Source organism: Paenibacillus sp. LHD-38, from assembly GCF_031157315.1.
GTDB lineage: Bacteria > Bacillota > Bacilli > Paenibacillales > Paenibacillaceae > Pristimantibacillus.
This window is the reverse complement of the sequence record NZ_JAVIFU010000028.1, coordinates 25,869-47,225: the sequence shown is the minus strand read 5'-3', so window position 1 is coordinate 47,225 and position 21,357 is coordinate 25,869. Positions and strand designations below refer to the sequence as shown.

15 protein-coding genes and 3 pseudogenes are annotated in these 21,357 nt (G+C 45.5%); 10 read left to right on the top strand and 8 right to left on the bottom strand.

Annotated elements, in window-relative coordinates:
- Positions 1-98 precede the first annotated feature (98 nt).
- From RCO25_RS21955 to RCO25_RS21945, 3 genes and pseudogenes are all read left to right on the top strand, one after another.
- Entirely contained in the window at positions 99-1,325 is a 1,227-nt protein-coding gene (locus RCO25_RS21955; RefSeq protein ID WP_308998266.1) for an amidohydrolase family protein, read from the top strand.
- A 59-nt stretch (positions 1,326-1,384) separates the two neighbouring features.
- The gene (locus RCO25_RS21950; protein ID WP_308998265.1) at positions 1,385-2,623 is read left to right on the top strand and encodes an amidohydrolase family protein; all 1,239 of its coding nucleotides are present in this window, start codon (positions 1,385-1,387) and stop codon (positions 2,621-2,623) included.
- 33 nt (positions 2,624-2,656) lie between these two features.
- A pseudogene (locus RCO25_RS21945) lies at positions 2,657-2,791 on the top strand (galactonate dehydratase); the annotation flags it as partial.
- A 377-nt stretch (positions 2,792-3,168) separates the two neighbouring features.
- Here the strand turns inward: RCO25_RS21945 and RCO25_RS21940 are convergent.
- A pseudogene (locus RCO25_RS21940) lies at positions 3,169-3,936 on the bottom strand (transposase); the annotation flags it as partial.
- Positions 3,937-4,318: 382 nt separating this feature from the next.
- On the opposite strand from RCO25_RS21940, the gene RCO25_RS21935 reads away from it, so the two are divergent.
- The 3 genes from RCO25_RS21935 to RCO25_RS21925 all read left to right on the top strand — a co-directional run bounded on the left by RCO25_RS21935 (position 4,319) and on the right by RCO25_RS21925 (position 5,493).
- Positions 4,319-4,552: a type II toxin-antitoxin system HicB family antitoxin gene (locus RCO25_RS21935; protein WP_308998263.1), complete on the top strand. Its 234-nt coding sequence runs from the start codon at positions 4,319-4,321 to the stop codon at positions 4,550-4,552.
- 186 nt (positions 4,553-4,738) lie between these two features.
- Positions 4,739-5,224 carry a MerR family transcriptional regulator gene (locus RCO25_RS21930; protein ID WP_308998262.1) on the top strand — a complete coding sequence of 162 codons (486 nt, stop codon included), beginning with the start codon at positions 4,739-4,741 and terminating at the stop codon, positions 5,222-5,224.
- The gene (locus RCO25_RS21925; protein ID WP_308998261.1) at positions 5,221-5,493 is read left to right on the top strand and encodes a DUF308 domain-containing protein; all 273 of its coding nucleotides are present in this window, start codon (positions 5,221-5,223) and stop codon (positions 5,491-5,493) included. Before RCO25_RS21930 ends, RCO25_RS21925 begins: the two co-directional genes overlap by 4 nt.
- A 232-nt stretch (positions 5,494-5,725) precedes the next feature.
- Here RCO25_RS21925 and RCO25_RS21920 read toward each other — a convergent pair whose 3' ends face one another.
- The 5 genes from RCO25_RS21920 to RCO25_RS21900 all read right to left on the bottom strand — a co-directional run bounded on the left by RCO25_RS21920 (position 5,726) and on the right by RCO25_RS21900 (position 8,364).
- A complete protein-coding gene (locus RCO25_RS21920; RefSeq protein ID WP_308998260.1) occupies positions 5,726-5,938 on the bottom strand; it encodes a hypothetical protein in 213 nt (70 codons plus the stop codon).
- Positions 5,939-6,675: 737 nt separating this feature from the next.
- Complete coding sequence (locus RCO25_RS21915; protein ID WP_308998259.1) at positions 6,676-6,840, bottom strand: hypothetical protein; 165 nt, start codon at positions 6,838-6,840, stop codon at positions 6,676-6,678.
- Entirely contained in the window at positions 6,840-7,187 is a 348-nt protein-coding gene (locus RCO25_RS21910) for a hypothetical protein (RefSeq protein WP_308998258.1), read from the bottom strand. Before RCO25_RS21910 ends, RCO25_RS21915 begins: the two co-directional genes overlap by 1 nt.
- A 269-nt stretch (positions 7,188-7,456) precedes the next feature.
- Positions 7,457-7,726 (bottom strand): hypothetical protein, encoded by a 270-nt coding sequence (locus RCO25_RS21905; protein WP_308998257.1) that lies wholly within the window; start codon positions 7,724-7,726, stop codon positions 7,457-7,459.
- Positions 7,727-7,731: 5 nt separating this feature from the next.
- Positions 7,732-8,364, bottom strand: a complete 633-nt coding sequence (locus tag RCO25_RS21900) for an IS1634 family transposase (RefSeq protein ID WP_308998256.1) — start codon at positions 8,362-8,364, stop codon at positions 7,732-7,734.
- A gap of 418 nt (positions 8,365-8,782) precedes the next feature.
- Here RCO25_RS21900 and RCO25_RS21895 point away from each other — a divergent pair, with 418 nt between their 5' ends.
- Positions 8,783-15,826, top strand: coding sequence for a glycoside hydrolase domain-containing protein (locus RCO25_RS21895; protein ID WP_308998255.1), 7,044 nt, complete (start codon positions 8,783-8,785; stop codon positions 15,824-15,826).
- Positions 15,827-16,003: 177 nt separating this feature from the next.
- On the opposite strand, the pseudogene RCO25_RS21890 reads toward RCO25_RS21895, so the two are convergent.
- Both RCO25_RS21890 and RCO25_RS21885 read right to left on the bottom strand, forming a co-directional pair.
- A pseudogene (locus RCO25_RS21890) lies at positions 16,004-16,207 on the bottom strand (IS66 family transposase); the annotation flags it as partial.
- Between the two features lie 55 nt (positions 16,208-16,262).
- A complete protein-coding gene (locus tag RCO25_RS21885; protein ID WP_308998254.1) occupies positions 16,263-17,363 on the bottom strand; it encodes a spore germination protein in 1,101 nt (366 codons plus the stop codon).
- Positions 17,364-17,510: 147 nt separating this feature from the next.
- On the opposite strand from RCO25_RS21885, the gene RCO25_RS21880 reads away from it, so the two are divergent.
- Genes RCO25_RS21880 through RCO25_RS21870 form a run of 3 tightly spaced genes read left to right on the top strand, consistent with a single transcriptional unit; the run spans position 17,511 to position 21,230 of the window.
- Positions 17,511-18,944 (top strand): GMC oxidoreductase, encoded by a 1,434-nt coding sequence (locus tag RCO25_RS21880; RefSeq protein ID WP_308998253.1) that lies wholly within the window; start codon positions 17,511-17,513, stop codon positions 18,942-18,944.
- Positions 18,945-18,969: 25 nt separating this feature from the next.
- A complete protein-coding gene (locus RCO25_RS21875) occupies positions 18,970-20,427 on the top strand; it encodes a GMC oxidoreductase (RefSeq protein ID WP_308998252.1) in 1,458 nt (485 codons plus the stop codon).
- A 17-nt stretch (positions 20,428-20,444) separates the two neighbouring features.
- Positions 20,445-21,230 carry a sugar phosphate isomerase/epimerase family protein gene (locus RCO25_RS21870; RefSeq protein WP_308998251.1) on the top strand — a complete coding sequence of 262 codons (786 nt, stop codon included), beginning with the start codon at positions 20,445-20,447 and terminating at the stop codon, positions 21,228-21,230.
- Positions 21,231-21,357 lie beyond the last annotated feature (127 nt).

Genomic DNA, 21,357 nt, shown 5'->3' with positions numbered 1-21,357 from the left:
ATTTCACCGCGAAACGAGCCTTTGCCGTTAAAGACGGCGCCAGCCGTTTACACTTGGACGAATATAGGTCTGTTCAGCTAAAGGAGGTCGTATGCCGCATGAAGCCTATCGCATATTGGTTAACGAATGTTCGCCTGGAAAGCGGGTATCGGCTCGAAAACGGCATCGTCACGGGGACGGAGAGCGAAACGTGCCATCTACTGATTGAAGACGGAAAGATTGCCCGCATCGTCTCCGCCGCGCATGCCGTTGAAACGGATTTTCCCAAACTGGATGCAAAAGACTATTTGGCGCTTCCGCCGTTTAAAGAAATGCACAATCACTTGGATAAGACGTACTTGGGAGGACCTTGGAAATCGTGTAAGCCCGTGAAAAATCTGATCGAACGATTGGAGCTGGAGGCCAAGGAACTTCCGATATTAGTAAAGACCATCAATGAACGAGCGGAACTGCTGCTCACCCTTTTCGTTAAATCGGGAGTAACCCATGTGCGCACGCATGTCAATATCGATCCGTACATCGGTCTTAAGAATTTGGAGTCTGTGCGGCAGGCGTTGGAACATTTCGAAGATAAGCTCACTTACGAGATCGTCGCTTTCCCGCAGCATGGATTGCTGCGCGACCAGGTGGCCGGTTTAATGAGAGAAGCCATGCGCGAGGGGGCCACACTGGTTGGCGGGCTTGATCCCGCTGGAGTCGACGGCCGGATCGAAGCGTCTTTGGATCAAATGATGGACATTGCGGTGGAGAGCGGCGCGGATATCGATATGCATCTACACGATCCGGGCCATCTGGGATGGTATACGATGAAAAAATTGTCCGAGCTGACGCGAGAGGCCAGCTGGCAGGGCAGAGTGGCCGTCAGCCATGCATTCGCCCTGGGCGAAGTGCCGCACGAGCGTGCGGACGAAATGGCGCACATTTTTGCGGAATTGGGGATTTCCGTTATGTCCACGGCCCCCATCAACAGGCTGATCCCTCCGGTACCTCTGCTTCGGGAAAGGGGAGTCCCGGTTGCGCTAGGCTGCGACGGGTTCTATGATTCCTGGGCTCCTTTCGGCAATGGCGATGTTTTGGAGAAAGCGCGGCATCTTTCCGAACGTTACCGCTGGGTTGACGAGCTTTCTTTATCGCAATCGCTGGGGTTCATTACAGGCGGTATAACTCCGCTGAATACAGAAGGACAGCGTGTCTGGCCGAAAGTTGGGGACGAAGCGAGCATGGTGTTCGCGGAAGCAAGCTGCTCCGCGGAAGCCGTAGCCAGAAGGGCGAATCGGCCCGCTGTCATGTACAAGGGGAAGCTTGTTTCGGGAACCTTTGTCTGACGGGTCGAGAAAGTCTCCCAGATTAAAACCAATTTACCAGTGAAAGGATGAATGGAATCATGAGCTTGTCTTATTGGCTGACAAATGTTCGGTTGGAGAGCGGATATCAATACGAGAACGACAGAGTGACGGGCACGGAGACGGAAATCTGCCATATTCGGATTGAAGACGGAAAAATCGCGCAAATCGTATCCGGTGCGCCTCCGCAATGGGGCGACCTGCCGATCAAGGATGCAAAGCAGCTTTTGATGCTGCCGTCGTTTAAAGAGATGCATATCCATATAGACAAAACGTATTATGGCGGACCCTGGAGAGCGGTCAGACCGGTAGCGGGCATTTTCGGGCGGATTGAAGAAGAGAGGGAGCTCCTTCCGAAGCTGCTGCCTACGGCGCAGGAAAGAGCCGAAAAAATGCTCGATCTGCTGCTCGGATTCGGTTCCACACATGTCCGTACCCACTGCAACATCGACCCTGTTATCGGTCTGAAAAACTTGGAAGCTACGATGCGGGCGCTGGAGTCGTTCTCCGGTAAAATATCTTGCGAAGTCGTCGCGTTCCCGCAACACGGACTGCTGCGTTCCCAGGCCACTGATCTAATTAGGCAAGCGATGCGTCAAGGCGCCGCCTTCGTGGGGGGCGTCGATCCGGCAACCGTGGACGAGAACATCGAAAAATCGCTGCAGACGATCATGGACATTGCCGTCGAGGCGAACGCGGGGATCGATGTCCATATTCACGACCGGGATCATTTGGGCATTTTCACAATGAACAGACTCGCCGACTTGACGGAGGAAGCCGGCTGGCAAGGGAGAGTGACGGTGAGCCACGCCTTCGGTTTTGCGGGGGCCCCTGCGGGAGCGGCCGCCGAGCTTGCGGAGCGGTTTGCCGCACTCGGCATTTCGGTTACATCCACCGTTCCGATTGGTGCGGCTCAGATGCCGATTCCGATGCTGCACGAGAAAGGAGTCAAGGTCGAGCTCGGCAATGACAGCATCACCGACCACTGGTCGCCGTTCGGCATCGGCGACAATTTGGAGAAGGCCGGACGTTTAGCGGAACTGTACCGTTATATTGACGAATTGTCCTTGGCCCAAGCGCTCGGCTTCATTACAGGCGGCCGAACCGTCCTGAATCAAGAAGGGAAGAGAGTATGGCCGGCCGTCGGCGATGAAGCTAACGTCGTATTCGTGCATGCAAGCTGTTCCGCGGAAGCGGTGGCGAGACGGGCGAAGCGCGAGGCGGTTTTATTCGGAGGAGCAATCGTTTCTGGATCATTGAAGGATGCAACCGCTAGATAAAAGGGAGGGTCTTCGTCATTCACGGGTGCTGCTGTGATGATTCCGCAGGGTCCGGGACTCGGCATTACAGTTAATGAGAAGTATCTCCGCAAAATGGCGTCGGAATCCCCGCATCGGTGGAGAAATCCGATTTGGAGACATAAGGACGGATCGGTGGCCGAATGGTAGGACAGAAGAAAGTGCCGTATGTCCGCAACAGTTGAAAATTAGAGGCTTCCCGCGAGTGCACTAACTCGTGTGAAGCCTCTTTTTTACAATTACAAGAAAGTATAAATTTGAACCTTATACGATGCTTATATTTCACCGCGAAACGAGCCTTTGCCGTCAAATACGGCGCCAGCCGTTTACGCTTGGTTCATGCCGGATTGTTCGCAGTTATTTCCTTATTGGGGTCCAGCCACATGCCCATCAAGCTAAGATGCAGATTGTAGATAAACACATGATATGTTCTAATATTTTTGTAATCTTAGGAAATCTTTAATCTCCGTTTTTTAAAAATAGGCACACCCAATAAGCCATCATCTGGCCATTTTCAAAATTTTGATCTACGCCACTCGTTTTCGCGATGTGGTATATTCGTAAACGACACCTAAAATATCAAAGACTGTTTTTTTCTCATAGCGGTGAGACTTTCGTCCGTTTTTCTCAATCAAGTGGAACAGACGAAGCAGAACTTTCGATATTTCCTCGGTGTCTTTTTGTATGGCCTGATGTAGAAGCAGCATATAATCTTTGATCATATAAAAGGCTTTATATTCACTTAGCTCTTTTTTCTTTCGCCAAAGGAGCTGACGTATCTGAAACATCGTGGTGGAACACAGTAAGATTCCAATTAATTGACCATATAAATGGCATTCTAAGCGTTCCAGTTTCATTTTCTTGCACTGCTGAATTTGAAAGAATGATTTCCACGTCTTAAACAAAATCTCCACTTGCCAACGTAACGAATATAGTTCGTGCAAATGAGTACCCGGTACAATTTCCGAAGAGATATTGGTGATATAGAAGTTCAAAGCACTAAGTTTCTTGCTTTTCTCGGAATACGTCATCCCTTTTTTCTTTTCACGAACGGCCTGATCCTTCTCTCTTTTCCTCATCTGAATCTCTGACAGACGATACACCACTAAGCGTGCCGGTAATTTCTGATACATTCCAATATACACATCAGATATCTCCCTTGTTTCTCCTAGCTGAAGTTTCTCCATTATCGATTCCATCGAAAGCTGAATATACTCAGATTGTTTTTTCACAATTCCATTCCGAAAGGTCTCTGGATGTTCATTTTTCTGATACACCCTTGTATGTTGGCTTAGCCAAACGCATAATGCCACTAAATCTTGGGCTCGAAATTTACTTGACCGAGTAACAAAGCCTATCGCCTTTGCCAAATCAGCAAGGGATGAAGGGGACAGATGCCGTGTTAATTCCTGTGAAAAGAAATGAAGATCTTCTGTAATACCTAGGTTCATAAAAAAACTATCCTTTCGTGGATGATTCTACCAAAAAAGAATAGCTTATTTCGTTTTGGGTGGGTAGCATTTTTCTTAGCTTGATGGGCATGTGGTTGGACCCCATAAAAAAGAACTCTCCAGCCCACCAGAATCCCAATTCCACTTATAATAGAGAGTACTGTTATCCAGTAATGGATGAGGCGAGATTGATATAAAGCTACCGTAATGAGGAGAGTGTTTGCATATGACTAAAGATATCGACTATTACATGGCGCTGCCGTACACCGTCGAATATCGCCACGTAACCGACGATCAGAAATATCCCGAAGGCTATTATTACGGCGGAATCGTAGAGCTAGACGGCTGTAAAACGGATGGAGAGACGGTCGAGGAGTTTCTCGCGGAGCTGGAGCTGCTTAAACGAGATTATATCGAGTTCAAACTGGAATTCGGGGATCCGATCCCGGAGCCTCGGTAAGCCTTCTGACGCTACCAGATGGGCTATCGGCTTACCGTGATAAGGAAAATGGCTTAAAACGATCTGACAGCCTATTCATGAATGACGTGAACGATTGCGTGGGATCAGTCACGGAAAAAGAAGGAAATCCCTTTCCACATATGGAAATAGTCATGATGAACGATGCGTGAGGGGGGTTATGAACGGGTGAAATGGTACTCAGTTACGGAGCTAGCGGATACGCTAAAAATTCCAGATGCGACCATTAGGCGATATGTTCGGCAGCATGGGCATCACATCCAGGTAAGAAAAAATCATAATGTCTATCAAATAGCGGAAGAATCATTGCCATTGCTGACTAAGATCCGGGAGCTATACGCAACCGCTGGAATGATGACAGATCAGGTTAATGAAGCGTTAGCGGCTGCCCATGTGCCCATAATTATGACCGTGGATGACGTGAACGACCGTGGTGAAGTCGTGGCGCTCAATATCCCTGAAGCCTTATCCAGACTAGAAAAATCCATGATCGAACGCATGGACAGATTAGAAAATATTGTGGTGGCTCAACATGTATACATAGAAGATTCATTGAAGGTGCGGGATGAACAATTGATGCAGGGGTTACGGCAGATTGCCGCTAGTAAGGGAGAAATTCAGGCTAAAAAGAAGTGGTGGAGATTTGGAAAGTGAATGTATCGCGTAAGACGGCTATTCTAGCCTTTTCAACTGGATCTGTTAGCGTAATTCTGATCTACTGTGTAGCGTTGCTTACAGAGGACGTGGGACAAACGTTGACCGTGCTGATCGGTGCATGGTTGGTTACGCTAGGGATAATTGCCCTGGTCAACACATTCAAGGATTGGAAAGAAACACGGTTCCAGTTCAACGCCCCTCTGCTTGGAATGGGTACATTGTACCTGTTGCTGGCGGTCACACTGGTCATAACGCAATTGACATAAAAAGAGCAAGAGTCCGTAAAGGTAGCCTTGCTAAAAGTAAAAACTATGTCGTACGCAATCATATCCAAGTTTGGGGGAATACGCAATAATTTGTTTCAAATAGGATCTGATCCCGAGCTTGAGGACTATTTAGTGCTTTTTGATTTTAATTAGGGGGAGTACGAAGTGATAAAATGTGAGAGTTGCAAGGAACCATCAATGGAAATTGTATTGGAAGATCCGGACGATGTGACTATGTACTGCTGTAAGACAGAGGGGTGCGGAACAAGGCTATTAATTCGTGATGGGAACCGAATTTGGATGAATAAGGACGGTAGGGCATTTGTAGTTCGTTAAAGCTGGTCGCTAGAGTCGTCCAACGCCGGGCGACTTTTTTGTTTTGTAATAGAAAAAAGTAACGTAAATCATATTTGGTCAAGATAGCGCGGACTTCCTTCACGTTCATGAATACGAGCCAGCTCCTGCTGCTGCTTGTCTGAATTTATGGTCGATTGGATAAGATGCGAAATTGCGTTCTGGACCAGTTTATTGACGTGGTTGTAACGCCTAACAGTGAACGGACCTGTTAAATTGGGGGAATGCTTACGAGTAGTCGGAAAGGCTGCTGCCAGTAAGCATTTTTTAGTTATTTGGCCTAGTACCAGCGTAGCTGTCACTACCCGCAAAGTAGGTATGAACTTTTGGTAACAAAAGAGGCGTAATGCAGAGGAATTTTCCGATTTCAGTAATGGCATTGGAATTAAGGCAGTATTGTGGGGGGAAACTCGCTTCAATCCAACTGAAGAAGCTCAGAGAGGGGATCGAAGTACCGATACAGACGAAAACCGGAATTCCTATTGTCATGTTGTATTAATCTTGTCAAAATAAGACCCCAAATGTAAAAAGAAAGGTATATCAAAAATATAACGGTTTGTATACGATGGAATGGAAACGCTTCATATTCAAAAATGAGGGGGTTAAACATTAAAACAGCTACGAATTAGGAAGAGAATAAGCGCATTTCTAGCTTAGCTATGGTTCTAGGCACTCATATTTCGCATGAAATAATTTCACATAACAAAATATATTAGCCATTTTGTTATGGCCAGTTATGGCTGTCCGAAGTTCAACAATACCTGAGGACATTCTCCTGTTTCCGACACCAATCAACAAGACATATGCAGACTCCGCGTGTGAAAGGCTCTAGTGATTGCTTTTTTCGACAGTTTGCGTCATATAGATGCTGATATCGTAGCCGGCCAGCCGCACTATGCGTTTAACGTTGTCATGGACAAGTGCAGATACGGCGCGAATCTTCTGCTCACCCTTTGTAGCGACAATAACCTGGATGCTCTTCAGCATGGCCATCAGAATTTCCGCCGTAGGCGTGAAACTCTTTCGTTTGCCGGGCAGCAAAATCGGCTCCTTCTCCTCTTTGAGTTTCTCGCGCACACGCCATTCGAGAGGCCGTACAAGAGCAGCGCCATGATGAACACGGTACCGAGCGCTTCGATGCGCCTTGGCTGTTTCAAGTAGATCGCATCCAGGAATACCGGGTCCTTCAACAGTCGAAATCGCGTCTCCGCCGCTGCTTGTCCTTTGTACGTTAGCAGGATGTTTTCACTCGTCCATTTGGCGTCCTCGCGATGGCTGGTCATCAGCACGAAGATCCCTTGCTTGTTCGTCAGCGGCAGCAGTGCTTCTTCGCTTGGCACGATGTCACCGGCGACGATCCGCCAGGCCAGCGAGTGGTGGCCTCTGGTTCTTCGCCTTGTTTTGGGCGTCCGGGTCGCTTACGTGGCAGTGTACAACGTTCCTCCTCGAACGTGAGGACGACCTCGTGACACTTCCATTTGTGCTGCTTGCGGAAAGCGGCAATCGCCTGCTCTGCATCATGTGCACAGGTATAGTGCAACCTGCCGAACGCCTGAAGCGCCTTTTCCATTTTTTCGTGTTCCTGTTTCATTTGGCGTATGAGCGTCTCTTATTGCTTCGCTTCAAGGTGGCTCGAATGTACGACGACGAAGCGCAGGGATTGGCCATAGAGTGTGCGTTCGAATGATTGCACACGGTAGCGGGATTTGCCTTCGTTGTCATCTGCTAAGGCGACGTCCGCCCACTGATCGCGCCAGGCTGCTTCTTCCTTCAATTCGCTGCTCAGGCCAAACGTATCCGGCAGCCGCGTGATGAAAGACAAGCCTTCTTGCTTCATTAGCAGTACATTATCCATGATAGCCAGCGCACTGTCAGCCACGTAGGTCAGACCGCTCCACTCTTCATCGGACAGCACCTCGCGGAGCTTGGCGATGAAGGCGGTATTCCACGTTTTGTCGTCCAAATTGCCGTCTTCGACCTTGCCGATGATCGGAAAGCGCTGAGCGTGACACCGAGACCGATAACGATTTGCTTCAGATCTGGAGGGCCGTCTTTGTTGTATCCATAGGTGATGTTCAGATCGTCGGAAGGCTGCGCGTACTTGCCCTGTACAGAGAAGGAAGTGGTGTCGCTGTGAACCACGTTCAGCGAGAGGCTGAGCCGACGGAGAACGGAGAGAGACAGCTGAGAGTAGACTTTCCAGCCTTGGGCATCATGCAGCCGGTCAAGTGTTCGAGCCAGCGCGTCATCGTTGAAATCTGACGCTTTGATGGCACCCCCGAACAGAAGCTCAACATCCAGTTCGTGATAGAACTCCGATACCCGGTACAGGGGCATGCGTGAGCAAAGAATATTGATGATCATGGCTTTGATATGCGTGCCTGGTGACACCTTGCAGTAGGATGGGTGCCAGTCGACAGCATCGTTAATGAGTTTCTCCAGGCCGATTTCATCGCATAATGCAGCGATGAGCTGGCTCGGACCAGCGGCAATGGAAACCATGGCTTCTAACTGCATGAAAATCCCTCCGTTCATGGACGTTTCCGTATGATTTCGCCACAGACGGGGGTGATTCCTATTAGATAAGACTGTGTTAATGAATTTTTGGAAATTTATTCATGCGGAAAGTGGGATCTTATCTATGAAGGAGGGAATATTATGGTACGGCGCAAATGTTGATTCACTGTGCGGAGGTGCTTTACAACACGATTTAATACACAGAATTTATACATTTTTAAGTGCCAATTGGAAATTTCAAGGCTTTGGTGTAAAGGAATATACCCATGAGGGCCGAAAAAGTCGTCTACCAAATCAATAGCTCATGCATAGATATTATTGAAAAATCCTCGAATCAACACGAAGTGTATAAGTCCTGTAGCGTAAAAGGTAATACGATCATCAAAAAACATTATAAAAAGTAAAAGGAGTATGCACAATGAATAAATTAAAAAAAGTGACGGATAAATTTATTCACATTGTTTTGGCAAGCGTTATGGTATTAACGACAGTATTGACCGCTAATCCGGTAGTAGGATATGCCGAATCCACATCTAGTATTGTCGTGGATGATACCGTAACCTCAGGTGATCATTATTTTACTTACACGACAGCTACGGATGTAAATGGATTAACTGGATGGGCAGAGGATAGGAAGCCATCTATTATAGGAATTGAAGAAGCCAAGACGCAACATTGGGTGTGGAATATGAATTATGAAGAGGCCCGTAAGCACACCTATTCGTTCACATTTAAGGGAACAGGGGTAGAATTGTACGGTGTCAAAAATGACCCGCAAAATACGTTCCAATTGGATGATAATGCTCCTGAAACATTACTCATTGCAGGTGCTGCTAATACAGAAACGCTATTGTATAGTAAAAAAGGATTAACTAATGGAATTCATACAGTAAATGTCACTTTACCCGATGGAGGTACAGGCTTACAAGTCAGTTACGCACGTGTGTACAATGATGATTTAGAAGTAGAAGGAGAGACTACAGTGATCCCGCATACGAAAACTACGGGAACTAATAATTACTTCACGTTTTCGGGCAATTGGTCACCAGGTGATGCTGCACATACTTGGTCCAATCCATTAGGTGCTAATCCAAGAGATACCTATTACGAAGTGAATTTTTTTGGTAATAAAATTGATATTTATGCAGGCAAAAATAAGCCTATGGGGAAGGTGCGATACCTGATAGATGGAGTAGAAATAGGTGTATTTAGTTTATACAATCCTTCCAATATCAATTCTACCTTGATTACCACGGTGAGTGGATTGACGGACGGACCTCATGTTTTGCGGGCAGAGGCAACAGGCGAGAAAGAGCCAAATGCTACAGGGACACTCATCGATAGTGCGAAAGTCGTTGTCTATCATTTGCCATACCAAGTGAGTGATATTGTACTATCACAAGACAATTTTACTCTCATTGAAGGTTCACAATATCAAATGAATTATACGGTGGTACCAGATTATGCGGATATTAGCGATCGTACGTATAGTTCAAGTGATACGAACATTGCCACAGTAAGTGCCGATGGATTGGTTCAAGCACTTTCTGCTGGAACTGCAACTATTACAATAAGCTCATTAAAATACAACTTGTCTAAAACGCTTACAGTGATTGTAACCGAGGGGAATACGCAGATTCATGGAAGTATAGTTGACACAAATACTCAATACACACAGGATCGTTATACGGAAGTTAAGAACTTAGGTGTAGTAAATAAATCAATTTATGCATGGAAAAATGATAAAGCAGTATCGGAAATTGCATTGATTTCATTAGAATCTGGCTTAAGTAATATAAGTGTACAGGCAACGGATTTTGTAAGCGGAACCGACACGTTATCGGCTAATAATATCACTACAACATTTATTAAATCTACACAAGCTTATACTGGTATGCCAGGGTATGGTAGCAAAACAAGGCCTGTACCAGAGGGGAATCGCGCAGAAAGTAATGATATTCTATATCAAACGACACCAATACAGATTCCATTTAATGCGGTACAGCCAGTTTGGGTTGAATTTGATGTACCTAAGGATACACAGTCTGGAACCTATGTTGGTAAAATTATCGTAACAGCAGACAGAGTAGATACACCGATAGAATTTACATATAATCTAGAAGTATTAGATGCAACGATGCCTGATGCAGAAGAGTTTAAAGATGGTTTTGATATTGAATTATGGCAGGCTCCGTATAGTGTAGCAGAATACTATGGTGTGGAGCCTTTTTCACAAAAGCATCTAGAAATTTTACTTCCACATATGGAGAAATATAAACAATTGGGTGGGCATGCAATTACCACGACAATTGTTGATGATGCATGGGATGGTCAGACTTATAGTGCAAACGAAATTCACTACCCATCCATGATCAAATGGACAAAAAAGACGGATGGTACGTTTACCTTTGATTATTCTGATTTTGATGCATGGGTAAATTTTAATAAAACATTAGGACTTGGAGATAAAATTGTTGCTTATGGTATTGCTCCTTGGCATAACTCCTTTACCTACTATGACGAAGCTACAAGTCGTAATGTAAGTGCTTCGTTTTCTAGTGTGGGTACGAGTGAATACACGCGCATTTGGAAACTATTTTTAAATAGTTTTGTTGAACATCTAGAAGAAAAGGGATGGTTTGATCATACCTATCTGGGGATTGACGAGAGAGGATTCAGCGGGGCAATTTTTGATCTGATTGAGAGTGTTAAAGGGATTCACGGAGATAGCTTGAAAACAGCAGGGGCTATGGATGCTTTTGTGGCAAAGAAAGATTTAGGAATGCGTGTGGATGATCTGAGTGTTGGAACGATAGCAGTGAAAGCTCATCCAACAGAATTTGCTCAATTTCTTAATCAACGTAAAGCACTTGGCCTTAGGACCACCATTTATTCTTGTACGGGTCATACACCAGGAAATTTCTCACTTAGTACACCAGCAGAAAGTTATTGGACTATGATGTATTCTTATGCTGTGGGAGGAGAAGGGTATTTACGCTGGGCCTATGATTCTTGGGTAAAGAACCCGTTAGAGGATACGACCCATAACGCATTCGAGGCGGGGGATACATTCCTAATATTCCCAGATGAGCGTACTGCTACAAATCCCTCTTCCAAATCAAGTGTACGACTTGAGAAAATGGCCGAAGGTGTACGCGATGTGAATAAATTGATGCTTATCAAAAAAGAAGTTCCTGCCATGAATGCTGATGTGGATAGATTGCTAGCCAAAATAAAACCAAATTATAGTTCATCAGGTTACTACTTATCAACGGCTGGCAAGGCTCAAATTGCGGCAGACATGGATCAAATTCGTGAAGAACTAAAAGCTCTAACATCAAAATATATTCAAATTAAAAATAATCCGGTTGCGATAGAATCTATAGCAATCCAAGAAGGTGCAGAAATATCTGTTGGTATTGGTGCAACAAAACAGCTACATGCAATATTGAAACCAGACAACATTAGTAACCCAACCGTAACATGGACATCGTCTAATGAAGGTATCGCAAGTGTAGATTCGAATGGACTAGTTACTGGTAAAGGCATAGGAACTGTGACAATCACGGTCACTTCCCAAGCTGATCCAACTAAAACGACTTCTATTCAAGTTATCGTAGGTCGGCCAAAAGTTGATCCTGAGGCTCAGGTGTCTTATTATTCTTTTGATAATGTTACAGCTAATACGATAACTGATAGTTGGGGATCGGCAAACGGAACGTTAACAGGTGGAACAATTGTTGAAGGTATGTCTGGCAACGCGATTCAATTTGCAAAAGAAGACAAGGTCGAGATTACTTCGCCAGTTACATTGACAAAAGATTGGACAGTATCCTTTTGGGTAAAAGATGCCGGTAGTAATGAGACCGCATCCGCACTATGGGATGGTAAATCGTTTACTGGTAATCAGCTAAGTTCCACTTCCATTGATGTACGCCGTGATGGTACAGAAAGTAAGATGTCTATACATGTACCAGAAGGTTTCTTAACTTTTAATTATCTCTTAGAGAAAAATAGTTGGAAACATATTACGGTAACTAGCAACGCATCCAATCTTAATCTCTATATTGACGGCCTTTTAAAATCAACGATTGTTTGGAATCAAAATGTGAAGACACCGCTTTTGGCTCCAACAAAAATAATTGGTGGACGTGGATTTAGTGGGGTGTTAGATGAAGTAAAAGTATTTAATCGTACATTGACACCAGATGAAGTAAAAACGATAAGCTACGTGAATGGATTGAATATTTCTGAAATGAGTAAAAAGCTATATATCGGAGATTCCTATCAAATTCAAGCTGAACTCATATCTGATAATCCAGATAAATCGTTAACCTATACTTCTAGTAATCCACAAGTTGTAACTGTAAGTGAAAGCGGTAAAGTGAATGCGATAAATAAAGGCGATGCTACAATTACTGTTGAAAATGTGGTTGGCGGTTATAAGAAAACGATAGGGATTAAGGTAGCAAAACATTTGAATATTCAATATTCAATCCCGCAATATCATTTAGACGATAAATTTATTACAACGATTGAGAACGGCAAAGGTACAGAGCGACAATATTTGGGGCAGCCGGATATGGTTATGCTGGGCGATAATAAAACATTGATTACAGCGTATCCAATTGGTCATGGTAAAGGTCCTCTTGTCCTACAAATAAGCTATGATGCGGGGGAAACCTGGGTTGAAAAGGAGACTCCGGCCTCATGGGCAAGATCTCAAGAAACACCTACTATCTATAAATTAAATATGAGTAACGGCAAAGAGAGGCTTATCTTGATTACCGGTTGTCCAGGGTGGGGAGATGGTTCGACAGGATGGAACACATCGTATTCTGATGACGGTGGAGAGACTTGGACAGAGTATCAGCATTGGTATACGAATATTGATAATAAGCCGAATAACGCTATAGTAGCTATGGCAAGTTTAACCCAGTTGAAGGATGAGAATGGGAATTTAATGGATAAATGGATGGGAGTTTATCACGATTATGGTTTCACCAATTACAAAACTTATTTAACTTATGATGAACATGGCAATGAACAATGGAGTAAGCCAGTACCCTATTTAAGCGAATACAGATCGATTGAAAGCAGCTACCAAATCTGCGAGGTGGAAATGTTCCGATCACCGGATGGTAACAGAATTGTAGCTTTGGCTAGAAGCCAGTCACATCAACACAAGTCAGTTATGTTCTATTCTGACGACGAAGGTGAGACGTGGAGTGAACCGGAAGAGGTCCAAGGAGCATTGCAAGGGGAAAGACATAAGGCAGTCTACGAACCAATTACCGGCCGTCTCGTCGTAACTTTCCGAGAAATTATTCTTGATTATAATCAAAACGGTATCATTGAACCTGGCGATTGGAGAGCGGGCGAATGGGTAGCCTGGGTTGGAACTTATGAAGATTTGATGCAGCAAAACGAAGGTCAATATCGCATCATGTTAAAAGAAGATTTTGCACAGAACTTTTATTCAGGGGATACAGGATACGCTGGTATAGTCGTACAACCAGATGGTACCCTTATCATGAATTCTTACGGACATTGGGATGAGGAATTCTCTAAAGCATGGAAAGGCGGAGTGACAACTGATTTAAGTTATATTATTCAAGCCAAATTTAAACTAGGTGTTGTCGACAATGCACTTCTTTTGGTAGATCGAAATGAGCTTATAACGACAATTCAAAGTGTATCTAACATTGAGGAAGCAAAATATACAATACAAAGTTGGAAAACCTTTGCTAAAGCTTTAGAAGAAGCAATCATAGTTAAGGAAGATAACATTTCTACTCAAGTTGAAGTTGATCAAGCTAATTCAACACTTCAAGTTGCTTTTGCAGGATTGCAAGAAGTGCAAGAAGAACTCAAGACCGTACCAGAAGCGCCGACGAACGTAAATGCAGTAACCGGCAATGGTAAGGCTACAGTAAGCTTTACAGCACCAACTAACAATGGCGGTTCTCCTATTACAGGGTACATTGTCACTTCAACTCCGGGTAGTGTTACAGTAACAGGAACAAGCACAACCATTGAGGTAACCGGCTTGACAAATGGTACTGCTTATACCTTTAGCGTAAAAGCAGTAAATGAGGTTGGAAGTGGGCAGGAATCAGCAGCATCCAATGCGGTAACGCCACTCGGAACTTCAAGTGGTGGAAGTTCGGGAGGAAACAGTACTCCTACAACGCCGACAAAGCCAGAGGAAACTGGAGTCGAAATTTTTGTCAATGGAAAAGCTGGAACTGCTGCTACAGCAACCACTACCAAAGAAGGAGACAAAACAGTTATAACGGTTGAAGTAGATGACAAAAAAGTAGAGGAAATACTGCTACAGGAAGGAAACAATGCAGTTTTAACCATCTCGGTTAATGCCAAAACTGACGTTGTGATTGGAAAACTGAACGGACAAATTATTAAAAATATGGAAAACAAGAGAGCTGTTCTTGAATTAAAAACTGAAAAGGGTACTTATACGCTTCCGGCTTCACAAATGAACATTGATGCAATCTTAGAACAGATTGGGAAACAGGTTGAACTGAAGGATATTTCAGTAAATATTGTAATATCAGAACCAGCTAAGGGGATAGTTGAACTGGTTGAGGATGTAGCCAACAAAAACAATTATCAATTTTTGGTAAAACCTGTAGAGTTCATAATCACATTCACTAACGACGGTAGGACAGTAGAACTTTCGAAATTCAGTGCATATGTAGAAAGGATGATAGCAATACCTGATGGTGTTGACCCGGCAAAAATATCAACAGGGGTTGTAGTAAATCCTGACGGAACGGTAAGGCCTGTACCGACGAAGATTATGGTTATTGACGGCAAATACTATGCACAAATCAGCAGCCTAACAAACAGTTCATATTCTGTCATTTGGAAGCCGGTGGAATTTAACGATGTAACAAGCCATTGGGCCAAAGATGCGATTAATGACATGGGTTCAAGAATGGTAATCAGCGGTGTGGGCAATGATATGTTTGATCCCGATAAGGATATCACCCGCGCCGAGTTTGTTGCAATTCTCGTCAGATCATTGGGACTCAAGCCGGAAAACGGAGATATACCGTTTACAGATATTAAGGGTGGCGAGTGGTATAGCAGCTATATTGTAACAGCAGCCGAGTATAACATTATATCTGGCTATGGTAGCGGAAAATTCGGACCAAACGATGTTTTAACCCGTGAACAAGCGATGACTATGATAGCAATGGCAATGGACATAACAGGTCTGAAGGTAGAGCTTGCAAACGGAGAGATGGATAAAATTCTTGCAGGTTTTAGTGATGCGGATAATACTGCAGATTATGCAAGAAGCAGTGTCACTGCCAGCATAAAGGCAGGATTGATTTTGGGCAGAAATGGCAGTTTGATTGCTCCTGATGACAGTATCAGTAGGGCAGAAGTTGTAGTGATTGTCAGAAGACTGTTACAAAATTCAGGACTGATCTAGGCCAGGTATCTTGCCATTAAGGGGTTACAGTGAAGGGGAGTGACCTCTTAACGTTAGAGTTTCTATTATGCAGTTGATTGGCTGGTTTGAGTTCGGTATTGTACTGGACTTAAGCCAGCCAATTTTGTTTTAACCCGGTAAGCGTCAAATAGCCCCCACCTATTCGACAAGATGAAGGCTAACTTGAACGGATTCAACCCTATTCGAGAAAAGCCAGTTTTTCTGACCGATGACAAAAGGCTTAATTGCTCGTTCGCTTCGATTATTGTCGATTTCAAGTTTTCCATCTTCCAAAAACACGTTCAGTTTATCCCATTGATTCCAGCTGTATGTGATGGCTTCTCCAAGCTTACTTTTTGGCAGTATGCGAGATCGTTGCTGTTTTGGAATACGGAATCCGCTTCTGTTTTGATATTGAGAGAAGTAGCCCCCCCTTTCATTTGTCCGCCAGCGCTTTCTTCTCCGCCCGGCTTATAGATATGGCTTGCTGCTGGACAAGCTCGAAATAACCGAATGGGGATTTGTGCAAGCGATAGCTATCGATTTGACGGAGGATGGCAGGATTGAGAGGATGAAAGGTGGTAAACGCAATATATATGCTGGGGAGCATCGTGGAAATAAAAAACGATACGACTCTTATTAGCCGAATCATGGAGGCATAAATCGTTCTTTGGTAGTAGTCCTCGGATGTCATCAGAAACTCGACAAACAGACCGGGACAAATCAAGATGGTAGGAGAACCCTGAGCCATAACGATTATTTTCCCCTCCATCAAAGCTGTTGCAGCGGTATCGGTCCGTTCGGTATGCCGGTACTGGGGGAAAGGCGAATAGGTGGAATCTTCAATCAGCGCCTCAATATATGACGGGTCCGTTATTTCGATACTTTTGTCAATTTGATCGATTCGCATTTGAAATTCCTGCAATGTAGCCGGATTAACAGCATTTTTCATATAGCCGTACATAATATCCGTTTTGCACTCTTTTCCTGCGGTGAACCATTCTATCTTGAAATCGGGACTTTTAATTCGTGCCCGAAGCATGCCAATATTTTTGTCCAGCGATTCAACAGTTCCTTCACGGGGGCCTTGTACCGTTGCTTCATTGATGGCCTCAGCGACCTGTCTGGCTTCGATGCTCTTGGCCGCATAACTGATCGCTTGCTCCCATCCATCAAAGAAAATGACAGCATGCCCGTTGAGCACTTTGTGCACCGCTTGTTCAAAATCATTCAGCAGTACGACGGATTGAGAAGAAACCCCATTCAAACTAAAAAATTGTACGATATCCTCTAATGTAACCGTTGTTGCAGGTCCAAACTCATGCATAACAAGATCCTGCAGCGAGGTTTTCAAATAGTTCATATGTTTTTCCTGAACAAGCGTAAAAAAATAGACGGAAAAAGCCTTGCTTTCGAGATTAGGTCCGTAGCTCCATGGCAGAATGGCCAGATCTTTGCAATCCGAAAACGTGTCCTTGATTCGGTTCAGATTGTCTTCTAAGCTCGGCGAAATGGGTTGTTGGGGCGTTGTTTCCATATCGGTTGCACTTCTCTTTCGGTAATCATTAGAATAAGTGTTTGTTATTATTGCAAACAATGGAACAATTATTCATAGCACATAGGAATCGCGATTGGCACATAGTTATAAAGATAATGCCTAATCGGAAGGGTTGTGATTGATCCAATGAATGACTGGATTCCTGTGACCTCACCCGAGAAGATGGCGCAAACCGATTATGATGTGTTGATCGTGGGCAGCGGCGCGGGAGGAGGGGCCGCGCTCTGGAGATTATGCCAGCAATTAGGAAATAACGGAATACGGATCGGAATGATTGAATCAGGTCCTCTGTTATTGCCGACGCATGGGCGGAATATCCCTACTATGAATCATGAACGTTTCGTCCAATACTTTGATAATCCACTGCATACGGAGTACATCGGGAAGCAGTGGCCCGATTATCCCGGCGCAAAAATGATAAGAGCGCTTGGCGGAAGAACGCTTCAATGGTATTTGCTGTCCCCTCGCTTAACACCGGACCGGTTTTTGTCATGGCCCATTTCCTACGAGCAGCTAATCCCATATTATCTCATCGCCGAACAAATGATGAATGTGAACACAAGGTATGCCGAAGGATCCTCGATACAGCAAGTGCTGCTTAACAGGCTTCGCGCCAACGGATTTCCGTCCGCTGCGGACACCCCCATGTCCGTTGATATGGAGCCAACGAAGTACGGACATGTCCATTCGAACGTTTTTTTCAGCTCGATTATCTTTTTGTCCTATGCATTAAACAAGAGACCCTTCGACCTTGCTGTCAACACGCGGGCTGTCAAGGTGCTTACAGACAGAGGGAAGGTCGAAGGCGTTGCGGTCATGACCCCGGACCAAAAAAGGTATACGATCCGGGCCAAAAGGGTCATCCTGTCCTGCGGCACATGGGAGACGCCCCGTCTGCTTCTTTCTTCCGATATTCCCGGGCAGGCCATTGGGCATTATTTGGTCAATCATCTGAAAGTCGTAGCGGATGCCCAAGCGAATCGCAGCCAATTTGGCGAAGTAGCCGGCGTAGCCAACCTCTGGATTCCCATTCCCAAGGACAGAAGGCAGGTCATTTACGGTTTTGGCACATCCCCCTTTGAATACTTCTGGTACAACTATGAGGAGAAGCCGCTTCTGGAGGAATTGAAATTCCGTTTTTTTTGTATCGGAACCGTCGAGGCGCAATATGAAAACAGCGTATTCCTCATGCCCGGTACGCATGATGAATACGGCGTTCCGCAATTGCAGGTGAATTTCTCTTACAGCAATCAGGACCGAGCGATGATACCCGAAATGTTCGGTTCGATGCAAAGCGCGGTTAACGGTATGCACCTTGAATTTGACGGTTCGCCCTTGCTCATTGCTCCCGGGGAAGATAACCATGAGTGCGGAACTTGCCGGATGGGCGTTGATCCCGACACTTCGGCAACCAATCCCTACGGCCAAATCCACGGAATCAGCGGTTTATATGTGGCCGATAACAGCGTGGTGCGTCTGACCGGCCCCGCCAACCCGACTTTGACTACTGTAGCTTTGGCGATACGTACCGCAGATTATATGATCGGCCGCTTTCATTAATGAAGATCGAAAGGAAGTGGTGCGCTTGAAGGAACGTTATGAATCATTTCCTCCATGTCCCCCGCCTGTCGTTACAGGCCCCTTCATGGATCAATTTATTCCGCTGACTTCACTCGAGCAAATGTCAAGCACTGAATATGACGTGCTCGTCGTCGGCACTGGAGGCGGCGGGGGAGCGGCCATCTGGAGACTATGCCAGCAATTGAAGGGAACCGGCAAGAAGATCGGTGTTGTCGAAGCCGGTCCGATCATGCTGCAAACCCACTCCTACAACCTTCCTACGGTGGCTCAAAACTTCAGCAATTATTATTACAATCCGAAAATCACGAAACCCATCGGGCTCACAATGCCGGATTTGCGAGATTCGAGGCAAGCCATTGCGCTAGGCGGTAAAACGTTGTTCTGGGATATGGTGACTCCCCGCATGCCCCCGTCTCAAATTGCCGAAACACCCGTCCCTTATAATGAAATGCAAACCTATTATAATATTGCCGAACAAATCATGAAAGTGAACAAACCTGACGCCTATGATTCCCCGCTCAGCCGGATCCTGCTCAATCGCTTTTGGGAGAACGGGGTTCCCGAGGCGGAAATTACGCCGCGTGCGATTAACTTTGAACCCGTCAATTACGGCGGGGTGAATCCTACCGTATATTTCAGCTCCATTTCATTTTTGGCGGGAGGGTTGGAGGCTCGGCCATTTGATTTGGCCGTACAGGCAAGAGCCGTTCAGCTGTTGGGGGACCATGGCAGAATTGCTGGAGTCAAGGTGATGACACCGGACAAGAAGCCATATATATTGCGCGCGAAAAACATCATTTTGTCGGCAGGCATTTTCGAAACCGTTCGGTTGCTGCTGTATTCCGGCGTCCAGGGAAGGGCGCTCGGACATTATTTGATTGGACATTCGTACATGATTTTCTCCACCGTTATTAATCGAAGGGATTTGCCGGCAACGTTGGGGCCTTTATACTTATTGATTCCCCAAACGGCTGATCGGCCGTATCAGATGCAGATTTACAGAAGGCAGAATGAAATGCTGGAACAAAAAGGAGAACTGGGAATCGGATTTTCCGGTTACGGCAAGGTGGAGTCCCGGTACGAAAATCGATTATATCTTCACCCTCATTTAAAGGATGAGTATGGGGTACCTTTGCTTCAAGCCGATTTCTCCTTTAGCGAGAAAGACCGGGCGATCATGGCCCGAATGGCCCAGGATATCCATCAATACGCAGCTGCGATCGGAGGCCGCGTGGCCCCCCCCGACCCTTGCCTGCATACGCTTGATCACGTGGCCGGCGTATGCCGTATGGGTATCGATCCCGCCAATTCCGGGACCGACCCGTACGGACAAATCCACGGCGTACCCGGACTCTACGTCGCAGATGCCAGCGTCCTGCCTCCCTATGGCGCGGTCAATCCGACGCTTACCATCGCGGCTTTGGCTATCCGGACCGCCGATCATATCGCCGGACAGATGTGACGAATGGAGGAACCGGAATGAAATTCCTGATTGTAGGAAATAAACTGCTGGAAATGTCCAACATTCCGCCGGGTTTGCAGCTATATTCAGTGCGGGAAGAAACGGAAGCCGATTTCTTCGGAACTTTGGAAAAAGTGGCCGGGATGGGGTACAAAACCGTCGAATTTGCGGGATACGGCGGTATCCCGGCTGCGGAAATGAAGAGGGAGCTTGATCGGCTGGGGCTGCTGGGCATATCTACGCATGTCCCCATCGACAAGCTAAAAGTCGAGCTGAATCAGCAAATCGAATACGCATTAACCCTCGGCGCCCAATATATCGTCTGCCCCGTTGTGCCAAGAGACACACTCTTGAACATAGCCAAGTTTAACGAGCTTGTCTCGTTTTTTCAAAAGGTCGGGAAGGAGATCAAACGAAACGGGCTCCAATTTGCGTATCACAACCACATCAACGAGTTCGAAGTGATACAGGGTACATTCGTCCTGGATCGTCTGTTGAAAGAAGTAGGGACCGATCTGATGAAGCTGGAGCTTGATGTTTATTGGGTGAAAAAAGCGGGGTTGAATCCTGCAGCCGTTCTTGAATATTACAAAGGACTTGTCCCGCTAATTCATGTGAAGGACATGGATCCGACAGGCAATTTTACGGAAGTGGGACGCGGCATACTCGACTGGCCGTCGATATTATCCGTTACGAAGCGGATAGGAGTCAAGTATTACTTTGTAGAACAGGACGATAGCGAGCATCCGCTGATAAGCGCGAAGATGAGCATAGAGTATCTAAAATCGATTGGTGCCACATAATTAATTACTCTCGTAGCTCGGTATTATGAATCCTCATAACATCACCCTCATCTACTTCGTTGTCATTGTTTAAGAATATGTTCCGTTAAAATCGATTATGTTTATACTACTGACTTTATATCCGGGG

Excerpts from the sequence above, each read along its gene's own strand:
- RCO25_RS21955 (WP_308998266.1), top strand. The coding sequence starts at position 99 with ATGAAGCCTATCGCATATTGGTTAACGAATGTTCGCCTGGAAAGCGGG.
- RCO25_RS21950 (WP_308998265.1), top strand. The coding sequence starts at position 1,385 with ATGAGCTTGTCTTATTGGCTGACAAATGTTCGGTTGGAGAGCGGATAT.
- RCO25_RS21935 (WP_308998263.1), top strand. The coding sequence starts at position 4,319 with ATGACTAAAGATATCGACTATTACATGGCGCTGCCGTACACCGTCGAA.
- RCO25_RS21920 (WP_308998260.1), bottom strand. The coding sequence starts at position 5,938 with ATGAACGTGAAGGAAGTCCGCGCTATCTTGACCAAATATGATTTACGT.
- RCO25_RS21915 (WP_308998259.1), bottom strand. The coding sequence starts at position 6,840 with ATGGCCATGCTGAAGAGCATCCAGGTTATTGTCGCTACAAAGGGTGAG.
- RCO25_RS21900 (WP_308998256.1), bottom strand. The coding sequence starts at position 8,364 with ATGCAGTTAGAAGCCATGGTTTCCATTGCCGCTGGTCCGAGCCAGCTC.
- RCO25_RS21895 (WP_308998255.1), top strand. The coding sequence starts at position 8,783 with ATGAATAAATTAAAAAAAGTGACGGATAAATTTATTCACATTGTTTTG.
- RCO25_RS21885 (WP_308998254.1), bottom strand. The coding sequence starts at position 17,363 with ATGGAAACAACGCCCCAACAACCCATTTCGCCGAGCTTAGAAGACAAT.
- RCO25_RS21880 (WP_308998253.1), top strand. The coding sequence starts at position 17,511 with ATGAATGACTGGATTCCTGTGACCTCACCCGAGAAGATGGCGCAAACC.
- RCO25_RS21870 (WP_308998251.1), top strand. The coding sequence starts at position 20,445 with ATGAAATTCCTGATTGTAGGAAATAAACTGCTGGAAATGTCCAACATT.